Source organism: Bartonella sp. AP331QHHD, from assembly GCF_042195905.1.
GTDB lineage: Bacteria > Pseudomonadota > Alphaproteobacteria > Rhizobiales > Rhizobiaceae > Bartonella.
Map to the genome: position 1 here is coordinate 35,362 of NZ_JBHIPG010000010.1, position 25,105 is coordinate 60,466.

20 protein-coding genes, 1 tRNA gene and 1 pseudogene are annotated in these 25,105 nt (G+C 36.7%); 13 read left to right on the plus strand and 9 right to left on the minus strand.

Annotation, left to right across the window (positions count from 1 at the left end; genetic code table 11):
* Window positions 1-17: 17 nt before the first annotated feature.
* The 3 genes and pseudogenes from lpxA to lpxB all read left to right on the plus strand — a co-directional run bounded on the left by lpxA (window position 18) and on the right by lpxB (window position 2,907).
* The gene (gene lpxA, locus ACFIMS_RS01260; protein WP_375609506.1) at window positions 18-842 is read left to right on the plus strand and encodes an acyl-ACP--UDP-N-acetylglucosamine O-acyltransferase; all 825 of its coding nucleotides are present in this window, start codon (window positions 18-20) and stop codon (window positions 840-842) included.
* 2 nt (window positions 843-844) lie between these two features.
* Window positions 845-1,717 carry an LpxI family protein gene (locus ACFIMS_RS01265; protein WP_375612129.1) on the plus strand — a complete coding sequence of 291 codons (873 nt, stop codon included), beginning with the start codon at window positions 845-847 and terminating at the stop codon, window positions 1,715-1,717.
* Window positions 1,710-2,907: pseudogene (gene lpxB, locus ACFIMS_RS01270) on the plus strand (lipid-A-disaccharide synthase). The gene ACFIMS_RS01265 and the pseudogene lpxB overlap by 8 nt, the downstream one beginning before the upstream one ends.
* 20 nt (window positions 2,908-2,927) lie before the next feature.
* Here lpxB and ACFIMS_RS01275 read toward each other — a convergent pair.
* From ACFIMS_RS01275 to gltX (ACFIMS_RS01305), 7 genes are all read right to left on the minus strand, one after another.
* On the minus strand, window positions 2,928-3,701 hold the full coding sequence (locus ACFIMS_RS01275; RefSeq protein WP_375612131.1) for an amino acid ABC transporter ATP-binding protein: 774 nt from the start codon (window positions 3,699-3,701) through the stop codon (window positions 2,928-2,930).
* A 78-nt stretch (window positions 3,702-3,779) separates the two neighbouring features.
* Window positions 3,780-4,487 (minus strand): ABC transporter permease, encoded by a 708-nt coding sequence (locus ACFIMS_RS01280; RefSeq protein WP_375612132.1) that lies wholly within the window; start codon window positions 4,485-4,487, stop codon window positions 3,780-3,782.
* A complete protein-coding gene (locus ACFIMS_RS01285; RefSeq protein WP_375612133.1) occupies window positions 4,484-5,206 on the minus strand; it encodes an ABC transporter permease in 723 nt (240 codons plus the stop codon). The genes ACFIMS_RS01280 and ACFIMS_RS01285 overlap by 4 nt, the downstream gene beginning before the upstream one ends.
* A gap of 79 nt (window positions 5,207-5,285) precedes the next feature.
* On the minus strand, window positions 5,286-6,038 hold the full coding sequence (locus tag ACFIMS_RS01290) for a transporter substrate-binding domain-containing protein (RefSeq protein WP_375696310.1): 753 nt from the start codon (window positions 6,036-6,038) through the stop codon (window positions 5,286-5,288).
* Window positions 6,039-6,502: 464 nt separating this feature from the next.
* Window positions 6,503-7,255, minus strand: a complete 753-nt coding sequence (locus tag ACFIMS_RS01295; protein ID WP_375612135.1) for a transporter substrate-binding domain-containing protein — start codon at window positions 7,253-7,255, stop codon at window positions 6,503-6,505.
* A 707-nt stretch (window positions 7,256-7,962) separates the two neighbouring features.
* Window positions 7,963-9,258, minus strand: a complete 1,296-nt coding sequence (gene gltA / locus ACFIMS_RS01300; RefSeq protein ID WP_375612136.1) for a citrate synthase — start codon at window positions 9,256-9,258, stop codon at window positions 7,963-7,965.
* A 261-nt stretch (window positions 9,259-9,519) separates the two neighbouring features.
* Window positions 9,520-10,950: a glutamate--tRNA ligase gene (gltX, locus tag ACFIMS_RS01305; protein WP_375613476.1), complete on the minus strand. Its 1,431-nt coding sequence runs from the start codon at window positions 10,948-10,950 to the stop codon at window positions 9,520-9,522.
* Between the two features lie 111 nt (window positions 10,951-11,061).
* Here gltX (ACFIMS_RS01305) and ACFIMS_RS01310 point away from each other — a divergent pair, with 111 nt between their 5' ends.
* The 7 genes from ACFIMS_RS01310 to gltX (ACFIMS_RS01340) all read left to right on the plus strand — a co-directional run bounded on the left by ACFIMS_RS01310 (window position 11,062) and on the right by gltX (ACFIMS_RS01340) (window position 21,391).
* On the plus strand, window positions 11,062-13,320 hold the full coding sequence (locus ACFIMS_RS01310) for a ComEC/Rec2 family competence protein (RefSeq protein ID WP_375613477.1): 2,259 nt from the start codon (window positions 11,062-11,064) through the stop codon (window positions 13,318-13,320).
* Window positions 13,321-13,802: 482 nt separating this feature from the next.
* The gene (gene rpiA, locus ACFIMS_RS01315; RefSeq protein ID WP_375613478.1) at window positions 13,803-14,507 is read left to right on the plus strand and encodes a ribose-5-phosphate isomerase RpiA; all 705 of its coding nucleotides are present in this window, start codon (window positions 13,803-13,805) and stop codon (window positions 14,505-14,507) included.
* Between the two features lie 106 nt (window positions 14,508-14,613).
* On the plus strand, window positions 14,614-15,183 hold the full coding sequence (locus ACFIMS_RS01320; RefSeq protein ID WP_375612140.1) for a DUF2059 domain-containing protein: 570 nt from the start codon (window positions 14,614-14,616) through the stop codon (window positions 15,181-15,183).
* Window positions 15,184-15,386: 203 nt separating this feature from the next.
* Window positions 15,387-16,778, plus strand: coding sequence for a glutathione-disulfide reductase (gor, locus tag ACFIMS_RS01325; protein ID WP_375620794.1), 1,392 nt, complete (start codon window positions 15,387-15,389; stop codon window positions 16,776-16,778).
* A 68-nt stretch (window positions 16,779-16,846) separates the two neighbouring features.
* The gene (locus ACFIMS_RS01330; protein ID WP_375696311.1) at window positions 16,847-18,226 is read left to right on the plus strand and encodes a class II 3-deoxy-7-phosphoheptulonate synthase; all 1,380 of its coding nucleotides are present in this window, start codon (window positions 16,847-16,849) and stop codon (window positions 18,224-18,226) included.
* 119 nt (window positions 18,227-18,345) lie between these two features.
* Complete coding sequence (locus tag ACFIMS_RS01335) at window positions 18,346-20,007, plus strand: NAD+ synthase (protein ID WP_375629641.1); 1,662 nt, start codon at window positions 18,346-18,348, stop codon at window positions 20,005-20,007.
* A 10-nt stretch (window positions 20,008-20,017) separates the two neighbouring features.
* Window positions 20,018-21,391, plus strand: a complete 1,374-nt coding sequence (gene gltX / locus ACFIMS_RS01340; RefSeq protein WP_273790689.1) for a glutamate--tRNA ligase — start codon at window positions 20,018-20,020, stop codon at window positions 21,389-21,391.
* A gap of 59 nt (window positions 21,392-21,450) precedes the next feature.
* On the opposite strand, the gene ACFIMS_RS01345 is transcribed toward gltX (ACFIMS_RS01340), so the two are convergent.
* Window positions 21,451-22,854, minus strand: a complete 1,404-nt coding sequence (locus ACFIMS_RS01345) for a DEAD/DEAH box helicase (protein WP_375682809.1) — start codon at window positions 22,852-22,854, stop codon at window positions 21,451-21,453.
* A 145-nt stretch (window positions 22,855-22,999) separates the two neighbouring features.
* Window positions 23,000-23,773 (minus strand): NAD kinase, encoded by a 774-nt coding sequence (locus tag ACFIMS_RS01350; RefSeq protein ID WP_375612145.1) that lies wholly within the window; start codon window positions 23,771-23,773, stop codon window positions 23,000-23,002.
* Between the two features lie 263 nt (window positions 23,774-24,036).
* On the opposite strand from ACFIMS_RS01350, the gene ACFIMS_RS01355 reads away from it, so the two are divergent.
* The 3 genes from ACFIMS_RS01355 to ACFIMS_RS01365 all read left to right on the plus strand — a co-directional run bounded on the left by ACFIMS_RS01355 (window position 24,037) and on the right by ACFIMS_RS01365 (window position 25,068).
* A tRNA-Arg gene (locus ACFIMS_RS01355) sits at window positions 24,037-24,113 on the plus strand.
* A 530-nt stretch (window positions 24,114-24,643) separates the two neighbouring features.
* A complete protein-coding gene (locus tag ACFIMS_RS01360; protein ID WP_375629647.1) occupies window positions 24,644-24,811 on the plus strand; it encodes a hypothetical protein in 168 nt (55 codons plus the stop codon).
* A 152-nt stretch (window positions 24,812-24,963) separates the two neighbouring features.
* Window positions 24,964-25,068: a hypothetical protein gene (locus ACFIMS_RS01365; RefSeq protein ID WP_375613508.1), complete on the plus strand. Its 105-nt coding sequence runs from the start codon at window positions 24,964-24,966 to the stop codon at window positions 25,066-25,068.
* Window positions 25,069-25,105 lie beyond the last annotated feature (37 nt).

Sequence of the window (25,105 nt, forward strand, 5' to 3'; positions counted from 1 at the left end):
TTGATGGGAATTAAAAAATGTCCGGTACGAAAATCCATCCAACTGCTCTTGTGGAGAAGGGAGCGCAGCTTGGTGAGAATGTACGCGTTGGACCATTTTGCCATATTAGTTCAGAGGCTGTTATTGGTGATGAATGTAGTTTGACAAGTCATGTTGTAATAATGGGAAAGACAACGTTAGGAGCCAAGAGTAAAGTATTTTCTCATGCCGTTTTGGGGGCAGATCCGCAAAATAATAAACATAAAGGAGGGGCTACAACTCTTTTTATTGGTAAGAATTGTACGATTCGTGAAGGTGTAACAATGCATAGGGGTTCCGATTCGAGTGTAGGAATGACAGTTGTTGGTGATAATTGCCAATTTTTTTGTTATGCGCATATCGCTCACGATTGTTATGTAGGCAATCATGTAACATTTGCCAATAACGCAATGATTGCTGGTCATGTTACTATTGGTGATTATGTGATTATTGGTGGTGGTGCTGCTGTTCATCAATTTGTTCGTGTTGGACACCATGCATTTATCGGCGGCGTATCTGCACTGGTTGGTGATCTGATACCTTATGGAACAGCTGTTGGTGTGCAGGCAAAACTTGCTGGACTCAATATTATTGGCATGAAGCGTGCAGGACTTGAGCGTCAAGATATTCATGCACTCCGTCATGCGGTTGCTATGCTTTTTGATCATAGCAAACCATTTAAAGAGCGTGTCAGTGATGTTGCTTCTTTCTATTCTTCTTCTCAGTCTGTTTCTGAAGTTGTTAATTTTATTAAAGAAGAAGGAAAGCGTTTTTATTGCACACCAAAATTTGAAGGTGTTAGAATAAAAGAACATAAGGATTAAAAATGCCTATTTGGGGAGCCAGAAGTTTTCTTTCCGGCCGTACTGCTATTATAGCAGGAAATGGTGTTCTACCGATTACTGTTGCGCAGACTCTTGAGAAGAATGGAGAAAATCCTTTTCTTGTGCTTTTGCATGGTGAGGCAGATTCTGTTCTTTATCGCTATGAGCATTGCGAGCTATCAATTGTAGAGCTAGCACGACTCGTTAAAATTTTAAAAGAGGCTGGTGTATATAATGTTGTTTTGGCAGGTGGTGTGAAAAAGCGTCCACTTCTTAAACAATTGCGACTGGACTGGACAACATTTTTAGCTCTTCCTAAGTTAATCGGAGCTTTGAAGAGGGGAGATGATGCGTTATTAAAAGCTTTTATACGGGTTATTGAAGCACACGGTTTTTGTGTTATTGGTGCTCACGAAATAGTCCCAGATCTTTTAGCTCCCATAGAATTTAATTTAACAGTACGGCGCGCTACTCCAAAAGAGAAAAAAGATATTTTTTTAGCAGTAGAAGCAGCAAAGCTTTTAGGTCAATTAGATATCGGGCAAGCCGTTGTCGTTGTCCAAGGAAGGGTGGTTGCTCTAGAGGGCGCTGAGGGAACTGATAATATGTTGTGGCGTATTTGTGAAATGCGAGAAAGAGGGCAAATTCCCCTTAAAGGTGGCATTCTTGTAAAATGCGCAAAACCACAACAGGATAATCGCGTTGATTTGCCATCAATTGGGCCCGCGACAATAATGAATATTGCAAAGAGTGGTTTATCTGGTGTTGCGGTGGAGGCAAATAGAAGTCTAATATTATCAGTGAAAACAACAATAGAAAAAGCCAACAAATATTCTTTATTTATAGAGACATTTGAAAAGTTTGGTCATGAATAATTGTTTCTTAAAGATTGCAGTGGTTTCAGGTGAGGAATCTGGTGATTTACTTGGGGCCGATCTAATTTCTTGTTTATCACAACAGATAGGATGCAATATTCATTTGATTGGTGTTGGGGGGAGCCATTTAAAGGCATTAGGCTTAAAAAGCTTTTTTGATTCCCATGATATTGCTTTAATAGGTTTAAAGGAGGTGTTGAAAAAACTACCATTGTTGTTGCTACATATTCGCAATTTATCCAAATTTATTGCACAAGAACAACCTGATTGTTTAATTATTATTGATAGTCCTGATTTCACGCATCGTATTGCAAAAAAGGTACGTGCTTTAGCGCCTTCTATTCCTATCATTAAATATATTGCACCAACCGTTTGGGCATGGAGGCCAGAGCGTGCAAAAGCTATGTGTGGATTTGTTGATCATGTTTTAGCGGTTTTTCCTTTTGAAGAAAAGATTATGCAAGATTTGGGAGGCCCTGCCACGACTTATGTTGGACATCGTCTTTTGACATATCCTCCCCTTTTGAGAGTTCAGTCAGAAAAAAAAAAGCCAATTAGAACAAAGAAATTTGATCGATACACAAACATTATCGCCTACATTAGTTATTTTGCCAGGATCACGCAATTCAGAAATTCGTTCCTTAATGCCTATTTTTCGAGAAACAGTAGAGATTCTTGTACAACGTATTCCTCATTTACGTATTATTTTACCAACCTTACCTCATTTGGTAGATAGAATCCGGGACTTTGTGCAGGGCTGGAAAAGCAAGATAGAAATTGTAGTTGGTGAAGATGAAAAATGGCGTGCTTTTGCACAAGCAAATGTTGCTCTTGCTGCACATGGAACTGTTTCACTTGAATTAGCCTTAGCAAAAGTTCCTATGGTTCTTTGCTATAAACTTGATTTCTTTTCTAAATTATTTATTTTTCCTAAAATGATGTTATGGAGTGCTGCTCTTCCAAATATTATTGCTGATAAGCCTATTGTTTCGGAATATTTGAATGAATTAATCCGTCCTGGCATGTTAGCAAGACAGGTAGAACAACTTTTGGCTAATCCTTTATTGCGACAGGCACAACTTGATTCCTTTGAGATGGTAGAACAGAAAATGAAAACTGAAGTACCATCGGGGGTTGTTGGCGCACAAACAATTATCACTCTTTTAAAAAGCAGGAATAAAATTGTATAAATAAAGCAATATTTTAATGATTAATATTTAATTTTAGCAAGAAAATTACAAGCACGTTGGCTTTTAGGATTGGTAAAAAATTCTTCAGAGGCTGCATCTTCAACAATTTTTCCATTTTCTAGAAAGAGTATTCTTTCTGAGACTTTACGTGCGAAGCCCATTTCATGGGTAACACAAAGCATTGTGATCCCTGTATCGGCTAATCGAGCCATCACTTCCAAAACTTCTCCCACACTTTCTGGATCAAGAGCAGAGGTTGGTTCATCAAAAAGCATGACTTCGGGTTCCATACAAAGTGCACGGGCAATCGCAACACGTTGTTGTTGCCCACCAGAAAGTTGTAAAGGATATTTTTCACAGTGTTTTTCAATACCAACATGCGTTAAGTAACGAATTGCCCGTTCTTGTGCTTGTTGTTTGGAAAGCCCTTGAACGGTCATAGGTGCTAAAATACAATTTTGTATAACGCTCATGTGGGGAAATAAATTAAAGTTCTGAAAGACCATTCCTATCTTACGAAGAACATTTTTTTGCTGTTGTATAGGTGCAGTATGGATATCAACGTTATGGATACAGATTGAACCTTTTTGTGCTTGTTCTAATTGATTAATACAACGAATTAACGTTGATTTTCCTGATCCGGATGGTCCACAAATAACGATATGTTCACCAGCTTGAACATTAAAGTTGATATCATGTAGGACCTGAAAGTTTCCATACCATTTATTTAGATTTTGGATAGAGATCACAGGGTTTTTACTGGGAGAGATCGATTTATTATTTTTCAAATTCATCTTATTTTATTCTTTCATTGATGAAGAACTTGATTAATTCAACATTTTGATTTGATACTGTTTTTATGATCATTTTATTTACCGTAAATATCGAGTGAGGCGCTGCTCGATAAAAACAATAAAACGATGAATGAGTTCAACGATAAAGAGATAGATAAGAGCAGCCCAAACGTAAACTTGAAAATCGAAAGTCCGTGAATAAGCGAGTTTAGCAACCCCCATTAAATCATAAACAGTAATAAGTGAGGCAACAGCACTGGATTTAATCATTAAAATCAACTCATTTCCTAAGGGGCGTAATGCTACAATCATTGCTTGTGGAAGAATAACTCTAAAAAATGTGACAGAGTTGCTTAAACCTAAAGCTTTTGATGCTTCGCGTTGTCCAGTTGTTACGGATAGAAAACTTCCTTTAAAGATCTCAGATTGATAGGCAGCAGAATTGAGTGTAAAAATAAAAAGACAACAATACCACGCGTTTTGAAAAAACCACCATAGCCCCACTTGTTGCCAAAAACTGTTCATTGAACCAAGCCCATAATAAAAAAGAAAGAGTTGAGCTAATAAAGGAGAGCCACGGAAAAAATAGACATAAGCATTTGCAAAATATTGTAAAAATGTATTCTCTGATAGACGTGCAAAAGCGATAATCATACCAAGAAAAAGGCCTAGAGAACAAGAAATAGAAACAAGTTCAACAGTAACAATAAAGCCATTAATAAATTTGGGTCCATAATGACTTAAAAGATCAGGATTAAAAAGAAAATAAAGCCACTCAGGAATCATTGACTTAGCACCTTTTTATAGCCTATTTGAGTGTATGTTTCCAAATGGCGTAAGATTGCAGTAAAAACCGCTGAAAATAACAAATAGAGTAAGCATGCTACAAAATAAAATAGCATGGGTTTATTGGTAGCAGCGACAGCTAGATTCGTTTGTCGCATGAGGTCAACAAGCGCGATGGTAGAAACAAGGGATGTATCTTTCAGTAAAGTAAGCCAATTATTAGAAAGTCCTGGCAAGGCATTTCGGATGAGCTGAGGGAAGACAATACGAAAAAATGTGGTTGACCGTGAAAGTCCTAAAGCTTTAGCTGCTTCATATTGACCTTTATCAAAAATATTAAATGCTCCAAGCCAAACTTCACAAGAAAAAGCTGCAAGAACCATACTAAGGGCAAGAACACCAGCAACAAAAGCATTGATACTGAACATGATTTCAAAACTAAAATAGTCAAATAAATTTTGAATAAGGCTTTGTAATCCGTAGTAAACTAAAAACAAAGTTAAAAGCTCTGGTAGCCCACGAAATATCGTTGAAAAGAGGCGTGCCATAGCTTTGGCCATCTTAATATTGGATCGAATCATCACTGCATTGAGAAGCCCTAGAGGAAATCCTAGAAGTCCACAACATAATGCCAATGACAAAGTCATTCCTGCACTGGAAAGTATAACTGCTCCCCATCCACCATTGCTAAATGATAGCAATGCTAAATTTTCAATCATTCTTGTATTCCTCATGAAAGAGTTAGATAATATTTTTTAGCAATAACCAACGGGTTTCATTAAAATATCATATTGATATTTAATAAACATCACTTGTAAAATATTTTCTCATAATTTTTTCATAAGTTCCATCCAAACGGATTTCTTTTATAGCTTCATTGAACTTATTTTTAAGATCATTATTATTTTGACGGACTGCAATTGCAACAGGAAATCTTGTTTCTTCTAGAGTTCCCAAGAGGAGACAACAATCTTTTCCTTCATTTTTAAGCCAATTTAATGCTTGTAATTTATCAACAATGATCACATCAAGTCGATGATTTAAAAGATCACGATTCACTTCTATTGTGGAAGGATAGAGTTTTATTTTCACCTCTTCAGAGGCAAAATGATCTTCTGCATAGAAAGCTTGTGTTGTATTTGATTGCACACCAAGATTTTTACCTCTAAAGTCTTTTGTCGAGATTTCTTTAATTCCCGAAGCTTTGGTAACAATAACAGCCAGTGCTGTATCGTAGTAAGGATCTGTAAAGTCAATTTTTCGTAAACGCTCTTGTGTGAGAGAGAGGGAAGCAATGATAGCATCATATTTTTTTGCAATAAGTCCAGGGATCATTCCCTCGAAGTCTTGTGTAACAATAGTACACTCAACATTCATTTTTTTACAAAGTGCATAAGATATATCAATATCAAGTCCCTGCAATTTATTATTTGAGTCAATATAACTGAAGGGAGGATAGGTGCCTTCACTCGCAATTTTTAATGTTTTCGCATCAGCCAATTGGGTGAATAGTGCGGCGCTTATTATAAGAGCTCCTGCTAATAGTTTCATGATGTTCTCCTATTGGATAAGCGGGCAATATGAAATCATTATGTTTTTATAATCTGTAAGCTTTTTGGGAGCAATTCAAAAATTTATTGATGTTTATTTTAGATCATTATGTTGGGCATTATTGATAAAAAAAGAATAAATATCTTATTGCTTGTATGATAGCTTAATTTTCACGAAATGATTGATTTGAATCATTTCATGAGTAAAAACTGAGGATTTTTCTTGAAAATAAGGCTATTAAATTTGAACATAAAAAAATTAGATTTTGATACGGTAAAAATACAACCTTATTGTTGTCATTAGATTCTACAAAATATTTAGATCTCAAGGAGCAATTAAAAGCTATTTTGATAAATGTAAATTTTCTTATAAAAATGCCGAATTTCCAATTATACCTGCATGTTCAATAAAGAGTTAAAGATACCCCTTAAATATACAGATTGAGTTTTAATTCATAGTACTATCTAATTGATATCGAAAGTAAAATATTTTCTCATAATTTTCTCATAGGTTCCATCGGCGCGGATTTCTTCTATTGCTTTATTAAAACTGTTTTTAAGATCATTATTATTTTGACGGAGTGCAATTGCAATAGGAAAATTTGTTTCTTCTAGAGTTCCCAAGAGGAGACAGCAGTCTTTTCCTTCATTTTCAAGCCAATTTAATGCTTTTAATTTATCAAAGATGATGATATCAAGCCGATGGCTTAAAAGATCACGATTAACTTCTGTTGCTGTAGGATAAAGTTTGATATTAACTCCTTCAGAGGCATAATGATCTTCCGCATATGCAGCTTGTGTTGTATTTGATTGTACACCAAGGTTTTTACCTCTAAAGGCTTGTGTTGAGATTTCTTTAATTTCCGAATTTTTGGTAACGATAACAGCGAGTGCTGTGTTGTAGTAAGGATCTGTAAAATCAATTTTTTGTAAGCGCTCTTTTGTAGGAGAAAGGGAAGAAACGATAGCATCATATTTTTTGGCAAGAAGACCGGGAATCATCCCCTCAAAGTCTTGTGTGACAATAGTACATTCAACATTCATTTTTTTACAAAGCGCATAAGATATATCAATATCAAACCCTTGCAGTTTGTTATTTGAGTCAATATAACTAAATGGCGGATAAGAAGCATCGCTTGCAATTTTCAGCGTTTGAGAATTGGCCGATAGGGTAAACAGTGTCGCGCTTATTATAAGAGCTCCTGCTAATAATTTCATTATGTTCTCCTATTAGATAAGCTGGCAAATATGAAACCATCATGAATTTTTATAATCTGTAAGCTCTTTTGGAGCAATGTAAAAAATTTATCTGTGTTCATTTTGCTATCATTATGCTGAATATCATTATCAAAAAAATAATTTCTTTTTATAAAGTATGGGAATAAAAAATATAGGAAAGAAAGTCACCTCTTATTGGTTATAGGGTGATTTTTAATAATTTTATTTAAAAATCAATAATTTATCTTTAAAAGAAAAACTATCAACTTAAATACAAAGAAAATTTCAGCTTTTAACAGGACAAAATGTAAAAGTGTTTTTATTCTAATTAGAGAAGCACTTAATGTAAGCTTTTTGCAATTTTATCTGAAGAAGATAGAAAGAAAAATTCTGACATTGCTAGATTTTAATATGTAATAAGGCTTTTAAACATGGGGGAATGATAGGGAATACATTTCCATTAAAGATAATGAGGATTATAAGGTAAAATTTTCAATTTCTTTTTGCTAAATGTTTGGCTAATTTGCAGAAGAGTATTCTCAATTTCTTTACAGAGCTAAAACTTAGAATTTTTTAGTAAATTTTTATGATGATGTTATCTCTGTAGAAAGAGTTTTAAAATCACGTTTTATAAAAATTTTTAAAGGATGTTTTTTGATTACTCTCAATAAAGCTTCAGTAAATTGAAGCTTTATTGATTTCTTTTTTTAATTTGCACGTTCATCTATAGGAACATAGTCACGCATAGCATAGCCTGTGTAGAGTTGTCGAGGACGACCAATTTTTTGTGCAGGGTCTTCAATCATTTCTTTCCATTGTGCCACCCACCCGACACTGCGCGCCAATGCAAAAAGGACAGTAAACATTTCAGTTGGAAAACCTAGAGCTTTTAATGTAATGCCGGAATAGAAATCAACATTGGGATAAAGCTTTTTCTCAATAAAATATTCATCACTTAAGGCAATTCTTTCAAGCTCTATTGCAATATCAAGAAGAGGGTCATCTTGAATGTTGAGTTCTTTTAAAACTTTATGACAGGTTTTTTGCATGATTTTTGCACGTGGATCATAATTTTTATAGACACGGTGCCCAAAGCCCATAAGGCGGAAAGGATCATTTTTATCTTTTGCACGTGCAATAAATTCAGGAATTCTTTTAATAGAACCTATTTCTTGTAGCATTTTTAGGCATGCTTCATTGGCACCACCATGTGCTGGTCCCCAAAGGCATGCAACACCTGCTGCAATACAGGCAAACGGATTAGCACCTGAGGATCCAGCAAGACGTACCGTAGATGTAGAAGCATTTTGTTCATGATCTGCATGAAGGGTAAATATTTGATCCATCGCCCGAGCAAGCACAGGGTTTGTTTTATATTCTTCACAAGGAACAGCAAAACACATATGGAGGAAATTTGCAGCATAACTAAGATCATTACGTGGATAAACAAATGCTTGTCCAATACTGTATTTATAGGCCATAGCAGCAAGCGTTGGAACTTTTGAGATAAGACGAACAGAAGCAATCATTCTCTGGTGAGGATCTGTAATATCAATAGAGTCGTGATAGAACGCAGACATAGCGCCAAGGCAGGCAACCATGACGGCCATAGGATGAGAATCACGACGGAAGCCATGGAAGAAGCGTGCAAATTGTTCGTGGACCATGGTATGCTGCATAATACATCGATCAAATTCATTTTTTTCTTGCTGTGTTGGGAGTTCACCATAAAGTAAAAGATAACAACTTTCGAGAAAGTCTCCTTTTTCAGCCAATTGATCAATAGGATAACCACGATAAAGCAATATGCCTTTATCACCATCGATATAAGTAATTTTTGATTCACAAGAAGCTGTTGAAGTAAAACCAGGATCATAAGTAAAAATATCGGTTTTTTTATAGAGAGAAGCAATTTCAATGACTTCAGGTCCACTCGTGCCTTTACGCAAGGGAAGCTCTACTTTTTTATCATTCACAATAATATATGCGTTATTCTCAGACATTCGGTATTCCTTTCAGATCCTTCACTTCTAAAAATTAAGACTCTGCTTCATCAGAGTGGGGGATGTATAACTGAAGCTTTTCTTACTTATTTAAGGGTAGATTGCCTCTAAAAGTGAGTACATGCAATCTAAAAATATTTCCTTATTGATCATTATTACTCAATAAGAAATGTATTTCAATGATATAACATAAAAAACTCTTTTAGGGCGCGTTGAGATATCTGTATAGATCCTTATTTGAGGAAATATACTCAGTGCACATCATGGGCATATTGTTGTGATAAGTTGGTCCTTGATGCGATGAAGGGATTCATTGCGTCCTAATAAAATAAGAATATCCAAAACACCTGGTGATGTTGCACATCCTGTAAGAGCTGCGCGAAGTGGTTGGGCGATAGATCCAAATTTGAGATTCTGTGTTTGGACAAAAGAGCGAAGTGTTTCATCTAGAGTTTTTGTATCCCAAGAGGGGCACGCTTTCAGAGCAAGATAAAGATCGTTTAAAATGGTTCGTCCATTTTTATCTAAGAGCATTTGAGCTTTTTCATCAAGTTGTAAAGGTCGTTGCGTAAAAATGAAGGAGGCATTGTCAATCAGTTCGCACAGTGTTTTTGAACGTTCTTTCAAATGCGGGATTGCTTTTAAAAATTGAACACGGCGTTTTTCATCAAGTCTTTCAATAATTTGTGCTCCCCTATCGGTTTCTGGTAGAATATTAAGAGCGGCATCAAAAAGTTCTTGATCATTACTCATACGCATATAGTGTCCGTTGATGGAATCGAGCTTTTTGAGATCAAAACGAGCAGCACCTTTGTTAATATCCTCAATATCAAACCAAGAAATCATATCTTTAAGTGACATCAGTTCGTCATCACCATGACTCCAACCTAAACGGACAAGGTAATTGCGCAAAGCAGCAGGAAGATATCCCATTGTTCGGTAGGCATCAACACCGAGCGCACCATGTCGCTTTGATAATTTTGCACCGTTTTCACCATGGATAAGAGGAATATGGGCCATAACAGGAATGTCCCATCCCATTGCTTTAAAGATAATCGTTTGTCGGGCTGCGTTGGTAAGATGATCGTCACCACGTATAATATGTGTGATGCCCATATCATGATCATCAACGACAACAGCATGCATATAGGTAGGCGAACCATCAGAACGCAAAATAATGAAGTCATCGAGATCTTTATTAGGAAAACGGACATCACCTTGAACACGATCATGTACAATCGTTTCTCCATCTTGAGGGGCTTTGATGCGAATAACAGGCTTAACACCTTTAGGAGCTTCAGAACTATCACGGTCACGCCAACGTCCATCATAACGTGGTGGGCGCCCTTCTGAACGGGCTTTTTCACGCATTTCAGCTAACTCCTCAGGTGAAGCATAACAATAATATGCTTTGCCATTCTTGACCAACTGTTCAGCGATTTGGCGGTGACGTTCTGCTCGTTCGAATTGCGAAATAGGGGCGCCATCATAACTAAGACCCATCCAGTGCAAGCCATCTATAATGGCTTTTACAGCTGCTTCGGTTGAACGCTCTCGGTCTGTATCTTCAATTCGTAAAAGCATTTTTCCACCGGTATGTTTTGCATAAAGCCAATTAAAAAGAGCAGTACGAGCACCACCAATGTGAAGGAAGCCAGTGGGTGAAGGGGCAAAACGAGTAATAACAGACACGAATATTTTCCTTTAAACTAAGATATTACTTATGGAATTTTATAGAAAAGTCATGTTAGCATAAGTGATGGGGCGTGCAATAGCCGTATTGCGAGTTAAAGTGGGGGACTGATGTTTTATAAAAGTAAAGAGGGTTTATCCGAAAAATCTGTTACAGAAAGAAAAAAGCCATGTCAGATAGGGCAGAGTGTTTTTTCTAGGTATGATGATGCAAAGAACAGTAGCTATAATCAACAAAAACTTTTTTTATTGACACTCTTAAAAGAAGTAATCATTTTTTTTCGCAAATGGTTAGAAGATTGTATTAATAAAGAAGTTTCTTTTGGTATCCTTTTTTCGCTGATTTTAGTCTTTTTTGCCCTAGGAATCATTTTCTATTTTCATTTAGAGTGGGAACCAAGTTGGGGACAATTGGGGGCGTTGGTCAGTATTTTTCTGGGAATATTCTATGTAGCACGTTTTTATCGAAAAATATCGATTCCCGTGGGGTTTCTGTTTTGTATTATATTGGGTGCTTTAGCGGCAAAAATAGAAACGTGGCGTATTGCAACACCCATGCTAAGCAGTGACATTGTCACTACATTGACGGGAAGAATTGTTTCTATTGAGTCAGGTGCCAAAGGAGGATTTCGTTTAGTTTTGGATATTTTGAATACAGAAAATCCCGTATTACGCCATAGTCTTCATCGTGTTCGTTTATCGGCAAGATATTTGCCATCTGGCTTAGCGATTGGTGATGGATTGCATGGAAAAGTTAAGATTCGTGCATTCTCTGGGCCGGTGCGTCCAGGAGGCTACGATTTTAGTTTTCATAATTATTTTAAAAGAATTGGAGCACAAGGCGTTTATTTAGGAAAACCAAGAAAAATATCCGTTTCGCAGCCTGATGGAATATTCGCTATCATTCTACAGAAAATTGAAAATTTACGCACGAAGATGACACAAAGAATCCGTATAGCCCTTGAAGGAGAAAAGGGGAGTGTTGCAGCTGCCCTCATAACAGGGCAGCGTGCTGGTATTTCAAATGAGACAAATGAAGCATTACGTACAGCTGGATTAGCTCATATTTTATCAATATCAGGTTTACATATGGCGTTGTTAAGCGGCATAGTTCTTTTGAGTATCCGTAGTTTTTTAGCATTTTTTCCAGTTTTTTCTTCCTATTATTCCAGTAAAAAATTTGCTGCTATCGTTGCTTTTATGATAACAGCTTTTTATTTGTTATTGTCGGGCTTAGCAATATCAGCGCAAAGAAGTTTTGTGATGATTGCTGTTATGTTGGTTGCTATATTGTGTAATCGCTCTGCTATAACAATGCGTAATTTTTCCATTGCAGGGTTGATAACTCTGGCGATGACACCCCATGAAATATTAGGTCCTAGCTTTCAAATGTCCTTTTCTGCGACTGCTGCTTTGATCGCTTTTTTTGATTGGTGGAGTGGAAGATCATTTTTTCGTAAAAGAAAAACAACTCCCTCTTATGTTGGAGGGGGAGTGATAAATTTTGTTTTCTTATCGATTCTTTCAACATGTGCTTCTTCCTTTGTTGCAGGGAGTGCAAGTGGAATTTATGCTGCTTATCATTTTTCTAATATGGCATCTTTGAGCATTATCAGTAATGCCTTTGCTTTGCCTGTCATCTCAATTTTTGTCATTCCCTTTGGATTAATCGCAGTTCTTGCAATGTTAGGAGGATTCGAATGGCTTCCTCTTCAAATTATGGGTTTTGGAGTTGATCTTGTAATAAAGATTGCACATGCTATCAAGGCTATTTCTCCTGATTTGAATCCTGGTTTTATGCCGTTATCAGCGTTAGTTTTATTGAGCATAGGCTTGGTTGGACTGACTTTTTGCAAAACACCCATCCGGCTCTTTTTTAGTTTGTTTATTTTGGCAGGTGTTTCTATTTGTGTATTGCATTCACCTGTACAACTGATTATAGCAGATAATATGCGCCTCGTGGGCGTTATTCATGATAAAAAATTATATATTGATCGTTACCATATTTCTAAGTTCACGACATCCATATGGAAAAAGTCATTTCGTGTGAATGAAACGATTAAACCAACAAAATATGGTCCTTCGTTACACGGACAATTTATTTGTGATTATCATGTATGTACATCTTTATTGGATAATGGATTAAAAGTGATCGTTTTACAGAGAGAAACAGATCAATGTGTAGAGGCAGATATTCTCATTCAGACATTTGTGATGCATAATCCAACTTGTTACAAGAAGGCAAAAATAGTATTTATACCTCAACAATTGTTATCACGAGGAAGCGTTATGATGACCAAAGGTGGAGATATTATTTGGTCTTCGCTAGGGTTTCATAGACCATGGAATATGCACAGACAGCATTCATAAAAACATATAATCAGTCATATTTTGCTTCACATTTGGATAATGACAAAACAAAAAATAACAGAAGACTTTTCTCATAATATTTTACGGTATTTAAATTGGTAAGTTTATCAACGTTATTGAAATGAGATAATAATCTACAGTTTTCTAGAAATAGATGATTTTTTATATCTGATCATTTTAATTTTTTCAAAAAAATTGATATGTGCATCTTTGTGCATCCTATTGATAGCACAAAATAAATCAAAAATTCTTATTGAATGAGAAAAATGCTAACAAATATTCTCAAAGAAATAAAAAAGATAATTGTTGATTATTCTATTTTATTCTTATCATATATTTCTATAACGAGTAACATCTCTTCAAGCAAGAGATGATGGTCAATTTAAATAGATTGCGTCAAGAGGTTATCTTTTATTATCATTATTATCGGTGGTAATAGGGGTGATAAATGCTGCTTATACGGATAGAAGGCAAAGTTATTCATGAATGTTCAGCAGTTAAAAAAAATGGCAGCTATTAAAGCGCTTGAGTTTGTTGAAGATGGTATGCGGCTTGGTATCGGATCTGGTTCGACAGTCAATGAATTTATTCATCTTCTAGGTGAGCGTGTTGCGGATGGTTTGCGGGTGACTGGTGTTGCTACTTCAAAATATTCTGAACAACTCTGTCATAAGTTTGGAGTGCCTGTTAGCACTTTAGAACAAATACCTGAGCTGGATCTTGATATTGACGGAGCAGATGAAATTGGTCCTGAGATGATGCTCATTAAAGGGGGAGGGGGAGCATTGTTGTATGAAAAAATTGTAGCGTCGGCATCTCGTGCAATGCTTGTCATTGCGGATGAAACAAAGGTGGTAAAAAGACTTGGTGCTTTTGCACTACCAATTGAAGTTAATCCATTTGGTATCCACACAACATGCAGAGCCATTGAAAAAGTCGCTGATGATTTAGGGCTTTCTGGAAAAATTGCATTGCGAATGAATGGAAAAAATCCTTTTGAAACAGATGGTGGCCATTTTATTCTTGATGCATTTTGGGGCTGCATTTTGCAACCAAAACCATTATCGGATGCACTTCTTGCTATTCCTGGTGTTGTTGAGCATGGCCTTTTTTTGGGGTTGGCTTCACGTGCAATTGTCGCTATGGCTGATGGTCAAATAAAAGTTTTAGAACCGTTTGATTTTTAGAAAAGGCATTTACATGATGATATGTTAGCACAGTAAAAAAGGGTCTTAAAGATTTTAGGTAGAATAACGAATTAAAATTATAATTAGCGATCGGGGTAATCATTAAATGAAAATAATATTTTCTTTTCAGCGTTTTGTCGTATATTTTAGTGCAATTGCTATTTTTGTTGTGAATGTTGGCATGGCTTATGCACAAGGTGTGAGTGATCAACATTTAGATTCAGCGCGAAAGGCAATCAGAGCTATTCATGCAACGGATCAATTTGATAGCTTTTTACCAAATGCGGTCCATGATTTCAAAAATGAACTGATTAGCGATGATCCGAATTTGGCAACAGCTATTTCTGATATTGTTGATAAGCAGGCGCTTGCTTTAATTAAAAGGCGCTCTGATCTAGAAAAAGAGATTGCTCACGTATATGCAAAATATTTTACTCAAAAAGAGCTTGATGCGATAACAACATTTTATAATTCTGATACCGGTAAAAAGTTTTTGACAGAAGTCCCCAATATTGCACGTGATTCTTATTCAGCATTTGATATATGGCGTACTGCTCTTATGCGGGATCTTGTAGAAAATGTGAAAAAAGAGATGTCTGAAACACTTAATTTGAATAATTCTACTATGCCTACAAATATGCCTATAAAATCAGAATCTTCAGAAAATAAAAAATAGCTTGATCGATATCATGACAACAATGGGCAATTTCTGATTTTTTTTATAGCGGCGGTTTTCCCGCCGTTTTAAATATTTTAATGAGAATAAGTCTTTTTAGAATACTGCTTTATAAAAAAGGCTTCTTCAAAAGAAAAAAAGACTTTCATTTGATAATAAAAGATCTTAGCCTACTCTTGCAGATGTATAAGAAGGAATAATTCGTGGGCTCTTTTGACTTTGATTTATTTGTTATTGGAAGTGGTTCTGGTGGAGTGCGTGCAGCACGGCTTGCTGGAGGTCTTGGCAAGCGGGTCGCTATAGCAGAGGAATATCGTATAGGGGGCACTTGTGTTATTCGTGGTTGCGTTCCCAAAAAACTTTATGTTTATGCATCACAATATGTAAAAGAATTTAAGAAAAGTGTTGGTTTTGGGTGGGAATATGCGGATCCAATTTTTAGCTGGGAAAAGTTGGTTGCAGCTAAAAATAAAGAAATATCAAGGTTAGAAGGGTTGTATCGTAAGGGATTAGAAAATAACAATGTGCATATTTATGAAAGTCGTGCTACTTTTATAGATGATCACACATTAGAGCTTTCTGCCACGGGTGAGCGGGTAAGTGCAGAAAAAATTTTGATTGCAACAGGGGCAAAACTTGCACCAAATACGTCCATAGAAGGCGGTGAATTTTGCCTTACTTCTAATGAGATTTTTGACCTTAATCAACTCCCAAAATCAATAGTGATTGTTGGTGGAGGGTATATTGGTGTTGAATTTGCTAATATTTTTCATGAATTAGGTGTAAAAACAACACTCCTTCATCGTGGTGATTTAATCCTTCGTAATTTTGATCATGATTTGCGGCAATTGCTCAGCGATGCAATGATTGAAAAAGGGATTTCTATTCTTTATGGCATAACAATTTCTAAAGTGCAGGCTGCAGAAAATTGTTATGAAGTTGTTTTATCAAATGGGAAAATAATCAGAGCCGATCAGATTATGTTGGCTACGGGGCGTGTACCAAATACAACGGGTTTAAGACTTGAGCGGGCAGGTGTTAAGGTGAATGAATTTGGTGCAGTTGTTGTTGATGAGAAAATGACAACAAATATCCCCCATATTTGGGCTGTTGGTGATGTAACAGGTCATATTCAATTAACACCCGTTGCGATTCATGATGCAATGTGTTTTGTTAAGACAGCATTTGAAAATATTCCAACAACACCTGATTATGATTTAATTACAACAGCAGTTTTTTCACAGCCAGAGATTGGAACGGTTGGTCTTTCAGAAGAGGAGGCGGTAAAGCGTTATAAGCGTCTTGAAATTTATCGTACAGTTTTTCGTCCTATGCGTAATGTTCTTTCTGGTAGTTCAGAGAAAATGCTTATGAAACTCATTGTTGACGGTGAAAGCCGTATTGTTGTGGGCGCTCATATTTTAGGGGAAAATGCTGGTGAGATGGCTCAGCTTATAGGGATATCTCTCAAGGGTAAGCTGACGAAGGATATCTTTGATGAGACGATGGCAGTGCATCCAACGATGGCAGAAGAATTGGTAACGATGTATAAACCAAGTTATATATATGAAAATGGGAAGAAAATAGAAAGTTAAACAGCATATATTGCGGTAAAAAGCTTTTGATATGCTAATCTGTAAGATTAATCTTTAGAGAGAGTGTAATGATAAAAGAATGGGCGCCTGACACTTGGAGAACAAGGCCAATTAAACAAGTTCCGACTTATCCGGATAAGTCTATGTTAGAAGATGTTGAGCGAAAACTGAGAAGGTATCCTCCTTTAGTTTTTGCCGGTGAAGCACGTGATTTAAAAAATGAATTAGCAGCCGTTGCGAAAGGCCAAGCTTTTTTATTGCAAGGTGGTGATTGTGCCGAAAGCTTTGCAGAACATGAAGCTGATAATATTCGTGATTTTTTTCGTGTATTTTTGCAAATGGCGATTGTTTTGACCTTTGGTAGTTCTAAACCGGTTGTTAAAATTGGTCGTATTGCTGGTCAATTTGCAAAGCCTCGCTCTTTTGATATTGAAAGAAAAGAGGGAGTTGAATTTCCTGCTTATCGTGGGGATATTATTAATGGCATTGAATTTGAAGCCGGTTCTCGTATTCCAGATCCGCAACGGATGTCTATGGCTTATCGCCAATCTGCGGCAACACTTAATCTATTGCGTGCTTTTTCACAAGGTGGCTATGCTAATTTAGAAAATGTTCACACATGGATGTTGAGTTTTGTTTCTAACAGTCCGCAGGGAGAACGTTATGAATTATTGGCAGAGCGTATTTCTGAAGCAATTGATTTTATGCGTTCTATAGGGATTACATCCAAAACACATTCTTCATTGCGTGAAACATCTTTTTATACCAGTCATGAAGCACTGTTGCTTGGTTATGAAGAGGCTTTGACTCGGATTGATTCAACTTCAGGAGATTGGTATGCAACATCTGGTCATATGTTATGGATTGGTGACCGTACGCGTCAGATTGACCATGCTCACGTTGAATATTGTCGCGGCATTAAGAATCCTATAGGATTAAAATGTGGTCCTTCCATTGAGCCTGATGAGCTTTTAAAATTAATTGATATTTTAAATCCTGAAAACGAGTTGGGGCGGCTTACTCTCATTACGCGCTTTGGTTATGATAAAGTTGAAAGTTATCTGCCTAAACTCATCCGTGCTGTTGAACGCGAGAAGCGTGCGGTTATATGGTCATGTGATCCAATGCATGGCAATACAATTACTGCCAATGGTTATAAGACGCGTCCTTTTGATTATGTTTTAAAAGAAGTAGAGAATTTTTTTGCAGTGCATCGTGGAGAGGGAACTTATCCAGGAGGCATTCATATTGAGATGACAGGTCGTGATGTTACTGAATGTACAGGAGGGGCGCACGCCATTTCTGTGGACGATTTATCTGATCGTTATCATACGCAATGTGATCCACGGTTAAATGCAGATCAAGCGTTAGAATTGGCTTTTCTTGTTGCTGAACTCCTTAAAAAAAATCGCGTGACTGAATCGTTAGCAATTGCTGCTGGGGGGTAGGCAAAAATTTGCCTAATATTTTTAGGTCATTATGGCAGAAAAGAATTTTAAAAAATGATGTTTCCGATGATGAAGAATAAAGTTGTGGTTGCTAAACTGATGAAATGATACAAAGGCTTATGAAAAATGATTTTCGGGTATCAATTGCCCAATTAAATCCTATTGTCGGTGATATTGAGGGGAATTTTTCTTTAGCTGTCATGGCGCATCAAAAGGCCAAAGAAGAGGGGGCTGATCTTGTTTTATTCACGGAACTTTTTATAAGTGCTTATCCGCCGGAAGATCTTGTTCTAAAACCTGCTTTTACAAAAACATGTGAAGAGACTGTTGAGAAATTAGCAAAGATAACCGTAGGCGGACCAGGAATTGTCATTGGTCTTCCATTAAGGCGCAATGGTAATATTTACAACGCTGTCATGGTTCTTGATGAAGGGAGAGTCATTGCCGAATGTTTGAAGTTTGATTTACCTAATTATGCTGAATTTGATGAAAAGCGTTTATTTTCTTCAGGTCCACGTCCTCAGCCTATTGTCTATCATGGAATTAAATTAGGAATAGTCATTTGTGAGGATCTTTGGAATGATTCCTCTCTTAGTACAGAGCTTAAAGATAAAGGAGCGGAAATTATTCTTGTCCTTAACGGATCTCCTTATTATCGTAATAAAACATTAAAACGTATAGACGTTGTTCATACACAGGCTCTACAATCTGGAGTGCCAATTATCTACGCTAATCAAGTAGGTGGTCAAGATGAGCTCGTTTTTGATGGTGGGTCTTTTGCCTTGAATGGACAAGGCAAAAAGATATTTCAAATGAAACACTTTGATAGCCATATTGCTTTAAGCCATTGGCAAAAAACAACGACGGGATGGCACTGTATTTCAGGTCCTAATGAAAGACTTCTCAATGGATTAGCGGCTGATTATCAAGCTTGTGTTTTGGGGTTGAAAGATTACGTTAATAAAAACGGCTTTAAGGATGTTATTCTTGGTCTTTCAGGAGGAATTGATTCAGCCCTGTGTACGGCAATGGCGGTGGATGCTCTTGGTGCTGAGAGGGTTCGCACCATTATGATGCCCTATCATTATACTTCGCAAGAATCATTAAAAGATGCCAAAGAATGTGCTGATCTTTTGGGATGTCGTTATGAAATCATACCGATTGCACAACCTGTTGAGGCTTTTTTAAAGACAATGGCACCTGTTTTTTCAGGGTTACCCTCTGACGTCACAGAGGAAAATCTTCAAAGTCGTATACGCGGTACACTTTTAATGGCGCTTTCAAATAAATTCGGCTCAATGGTGGTAACGACAGGCAATAAGTCAGAAATGGCTGTGGGATATGCAACACTGTATGGGGATATGAATGGCGGGTTTAATCCTCTTAAAGATATTTATAAAATGCAGGTTTATGCATTAGCGGAGTGGCGCAATAAAAATCACTTGCACAATTTGAGAGGACCAGAAGGAATGATCATTCCATCCAATATTATAGAAAAAGCACCCTCTGCAGAGCTGCGGGAAAATCAAAAAGATGAAGATTCTCTTCCGCCTTATCCTATTTTAGATGATATATTACAATATCTTGTAGAAAATGACATGAGTATTTGTGATATTGTTAAACGTGGACATTCACGAGAAACTGTTGCGAAAGTTGAACAGCTTCTTTATGGTGCCGAATATAAAAGGCGTCAATCTGCGCCTGGTGTAAAAATCAGTTACAAAAATTTCGGACGCGATCGTCGCTATCCTATAGTCAATCATTTTCGCGATAAAAATTGAGTATTATTTTATGGTTAAAGTTCGTTTTGCTCCCTCTCCAACAGGTTATATTCATATTGGCAATATCCGTATTGCGCTTTTCAACTGGCTTTATGCGCAAGCGTATAAGGGAGAATTTATTTTACGCTATGATGATACAGATATTGAACGTTCTAAACAAGAATATATCGATGCTATTGCTGTTGACCTTGAATGGCTTGGTATTCAACCAGATGCAATTTATTACCAATCCAAGCGATTTAATCGATATGATGAAGTGGCAGAAATTCTCAAACAACGTGGCCTTCTTTATCCTTGTTATGAGACAACAGAGGAATTAGAGCGGCGTCGTAAAATCCAGCTTTCACGCAAATTGCCTCCTGTTTATGACCGTGCAGCATTGAAGTTGACAACAGAAGAGAGAAAAAACTTTGAATCACAAGGTCGTAAACCCCATTGGCGTTTTCTTCTTCCTAATTTTGAAAGTGATCCTTTACACACAAAGCGAACAGAAGTTTGCTGGAATGATGCAATAAAGGGAAAGCAGACGATTGATTTAGCTTCTCTTTCAGATCCTGTTCTTATTCGTGAAGATGGAACCTATCTTTATACATTGCCGTCTATTGTTGATGATGTAGATATGGCTATTACGCATATTATTCGTGGGGATGATCATATTACAAATACAGGCGCTCAAATTGCTCTTTTTAAAGCTCTTAATGCAGAATTACCGGTTTTTGCTCATACCAATTTATTGGCGACAGTTTTAGGAAAAGGATTTTCAAAACGTAATAATGATCTTTCTATTCGTTCTCTACGGGAAGAAGGATTTGAATCTATAGCTGTTCAATGCCTTGCCGTTTTGATTGGGACATCGCAAAATGTGCATCCCTATCCCAATCAAGCTGCGCTTTTAGAGCATTTTAATCTCCAAGATACGTCAAGATCCGTTGCAAAATTTGATATTGCTGATCTTCTTGCTTTGAATAGTCATCTTGTCCATGAGTTAACCTATGAGGAAGTAAAAATGCGCCTTAAAAAACTTTCTATTGAGGGAGATAAGGCGGAATATTTCTGGAACGCGATAAGAAGCAATATTAATAAAGTCAATGATGCTGTTTTTTGGTGGAAAATCATTCATGATGAACAGAATTTTGATACAGTAGCACTAGAGGATCGTGCTTTTGTGCACCAATCACTCGATTTCTTACCTGAAGGTGCTTTGAATGAGGAAAGTTGGAAAATTTGGACAACAGCATTAAAAGAAAAAACAGGTCGAAAAGGAAAAGCTTTATTTATGCCATTACGTCAGGCACTTACGGGCATGGATCATGGACCTGAAATGGGAAAAATTTTGCAGCTTTTAGGGCGTGAAAAGGTAACGGAAAGGCTCTCTAGGAAATAAGAGCGGATTTTTTAAAAGTATTTCGTTCATTTCACTCTAAAAGAGAGTAGAGAACGGGTTTATTTACACGTTTTTATAAGCATGAAAGCAGGAATATCATCACCAAATCCAATAGGTGTGTAATTCTTATTTTTTCGTGAGCGTTGTTGCTCAGATGGCTTCTCCTTATTATTTGCATTTTTGATATATTCTGTTTTATTCTCTTCTACAGATTTTTTAGTGTGAGCAACAGTCTCTTTTGGAGTAGTTTTCTTTGATGGTTTTGAAGATTTTTTCTTTACAACAATATCTTCTGTTTGATCATCGGCTATTAAAGTTGAGAGATCTCCATTGAGCCATTCAATTTTTTCATTACTCATTTCCTCGATGGCATTGATATATTTTTGATCAGCTTTTGTAACGATTGTAAAGGCTTTTCCGCTACGATTTGCACGCCCTGTACGACCAATTCGATGGATATAGTCTTCAGCATGTGTAGGAACATCATAGTTAAATACATGACTTACAGCTGGAATATCGAGTCCACGGGCAGCAACATCAGAAGCAACAAGAAGTGTAAGTTTATTATTTTTAAAATCAGCTAGGGTGTTCATGCGCGAATATTGGTCCATATCTCCATGAAGTGCCCCTACATTAAAGTTATGTTTGATGAGCGATCTAAAAAGTTCAGAAATATCTCTCTTTCGATTACAGAAAATGATTGCATTTTGAAGCTCTGCACCTTCATTTTGGATAAGCTCTCGTAAAACCGCTCTTTTATCCCATGATTTATTTCCAGATTTGACAAGCCGTTGTGTAATTGTGGTAGCTGTTGAGGAAGCTTTTGTAACTTCAACAGATACGGGAGAATGTAAAAATTGTTTCGTTAGTTCTGTAATTTCTGGCGCCATTGTTGCAGAAAAGAACAAAGTTTGACGCGTAAAAGGGGTTAGCTTACAGATACGTTCAATATCAGGAATAAAGCCCATATCCAACATGCGATCAGCTTCATCAATCACAAGGATTTCAACGCCCATCAGGAGCAGTTTACCGCGCTCGCAATGATCAAGAAGGCGCCCTGGTGTTGCTATAAGAACATCAGCTCCCCGTTCAAGTTTGCGATCTTGGAGTTCAAAAGAAACTCCACCAATCAAAAGAGCAACATTTAAACGATGATTTATGCCGTATTTATCGAAATTTTCTTCAACTTGAGCTGCAATTTCTCTTGTTGGTTCTAAGATGAGTGTACGGGGCATTCGTGCTCTTGCACGACCTTTTTCAAGGAGAGTGAGCATAGGCAATACGAAAGAGGCGGTTTTACCTGTTCCCGTTTGGGCGATTCCTAAAACGTCTTTTCTTTGAAGGACATGCGGAATTGTTTCACTTTGAATAGGTGTCGGAGCTGTATACCCCGCTGATTTCACCGCATTAATAACCTTTGCGGAAAGACCTAAATCATCAAAACTGTTTAAAGATGGTATCATTTTTTTATCAACTGCTCTGTGATTTTAACTGCGCTATCTAATGATGATTATAACCAATATTCTACACTCTTTAAAAGTGTTAAGATGTTTTCACAAAAAAACTAACTATAACAATCATATACATATAAAACGCATAATACAATCATTAATAGCGAAATTGTTCTGATAAAATGCGCTCATCCCATGAATGATTTGAGTCAAAAAGGATTGAAGCTGTTACTTCTGTTGCCATTGAAATAGTAACTGAATGGACAGATTTAACTTCAATATTATCTGCAGCAGCGTTTACAGGGCGTTTGTCAGGTTCAAGCATATCAAAGCGCACTGTTACTGTATCGGGAAGCAAAGCTCCATGCCAACGCCGAGGGCGAAAAGGGCTAACGGGAGTGAGGGCCATAAGGGGAGCCATAAGAGGTAAGATAGGTCCTTGTGCTGATAAATTATAGGCGGTTGATCCAGCTGGTGTAGCGACGAGGACACCATCACAACTTAATTGTTCCATGCGTACGTTGTTATCAATGGTGATGCGAATTTTTGCCGCTTGATAAGATTGCCGAAAGAGGGATACTTCATTAATTGCAAGCGCCTCGATAGAATCTTGACATTCAGATTTTGCAATCATGCGCAGGGGATGGATTTCTTTTTTATGTGCGGCAGCAATACGATTGGGCAATTTTTTTTCATGAAATTCATTCATAAGAAATCCTACAGAACCTTGATTCATACCATAAATAGGTTTGCCTGTGTTCATGACATCTCGTACGGTTTGTAACATTGTCCCATCACCACCGATTGCAACAACAATATCAGTTTCTTCCAGAGAAGAATGACCATAAACGGAAATTAATTTATGGGTAGCTTTGATAGCCTCCTCAGTTTCTGCGGAAATAAAATGAAAGCGACTTGGTAATGTAGCCATTTAAAAATTATCCTGATACTTATAATTTATGTTGTAACTTATTTTTGAGAGTTTTGAAGTTGTAATAAAAGCTCTTTTTATAATAAAAAGAGCATTGAATAAAGAGAAGTTATTTCAAGGTAAAGTATCATTAAACAGTAAAAGGAATGCGTCGTTAGATAAATTACAAACGAGTAATTTTTTTATTAGAATGATAATTTAGCATTGAAGCTAAGAGTATGATTAGTTAAAAGACCATAACTGATTTTAATAATCAGTGTGAAGCACCCGTAGCTCAGCTGGATAGAGCGCTGCCCTCCGAAGGCAGAGGTCACAGATTCGAATTCTGTCGGGTGCACCAAATTCTTCAACTTCATATCATCCTAAATAACAAGATTACCTAAAAAGAAGCCAATTTCCTCTTTTATGAAAATGGTTATTTGAGTTGTTTATTAAGTTTTGCAGCGAATAAGCAAATGATTTTAAGAGAAGTAAAATTTACGGCTGCGTATATAATTTTTCGGTTAGTCATTTTGAATATCGAGATAAAAAAGCAAGGTTATCTAAATATGCTTTCAATTTAACTATAAACATTTAAAAAGTACATTTAATTCAATATGTTATTGTACAACTGATCTGGCGATGTTGATAGTAGATCGCTAAATATATTGTTTTGAGCATTAAAATAGATAGCTAAATTTGCTTTTATTCTATTTTTGGAGTTAAAGGCTGTTATGGTGATATGGAACGCAGATGAGGAATATCACCAGTTAAAGGAATAATAAGGGGGAAAAAACAACCGTCAAGATTTGAATTGTTTCAAAATGCTGTATTCGATATGGTTTTGATATGGGTATCTGGTGATTTCTCTATACACCAATACTGCCAGTTATGTTGGATGAAGGATTGTTTAGCTTTAATCAACTTTCTTATATACCGAACACTAATTATGGTGGTTATTTAGTTGGGAGTATGTTCTTTACGTTTGGCAGTAATTGGGATTATATTTCTTGCTCCTCGCATACTATCTTGTGCAGCTATAGTGATGAGTGCACTTAATTATTTTCATGGCGTTAACACTTAGTCCTTTTGATCCGTTTTGCTGCTGGTGTTGCGAGTGTAGCAATGATGGTTTTGGGTTCTATTATAGTCATACAGCATAGCCATATGGGCGGATTATTGCTTCGCTTTATGCAGGTGTAGGAGTTGGTATTCTACTACTAGGTAATGAATATGTTATTATTAGTTTGAACAGAGCGCTTGATGCAACAAACATTTGGTTTGGAGCTGGCTTAATGTCTGTTCAAAACTTTTAAAAACATACAGGTTTAATTATGATAACTATATCAAAAA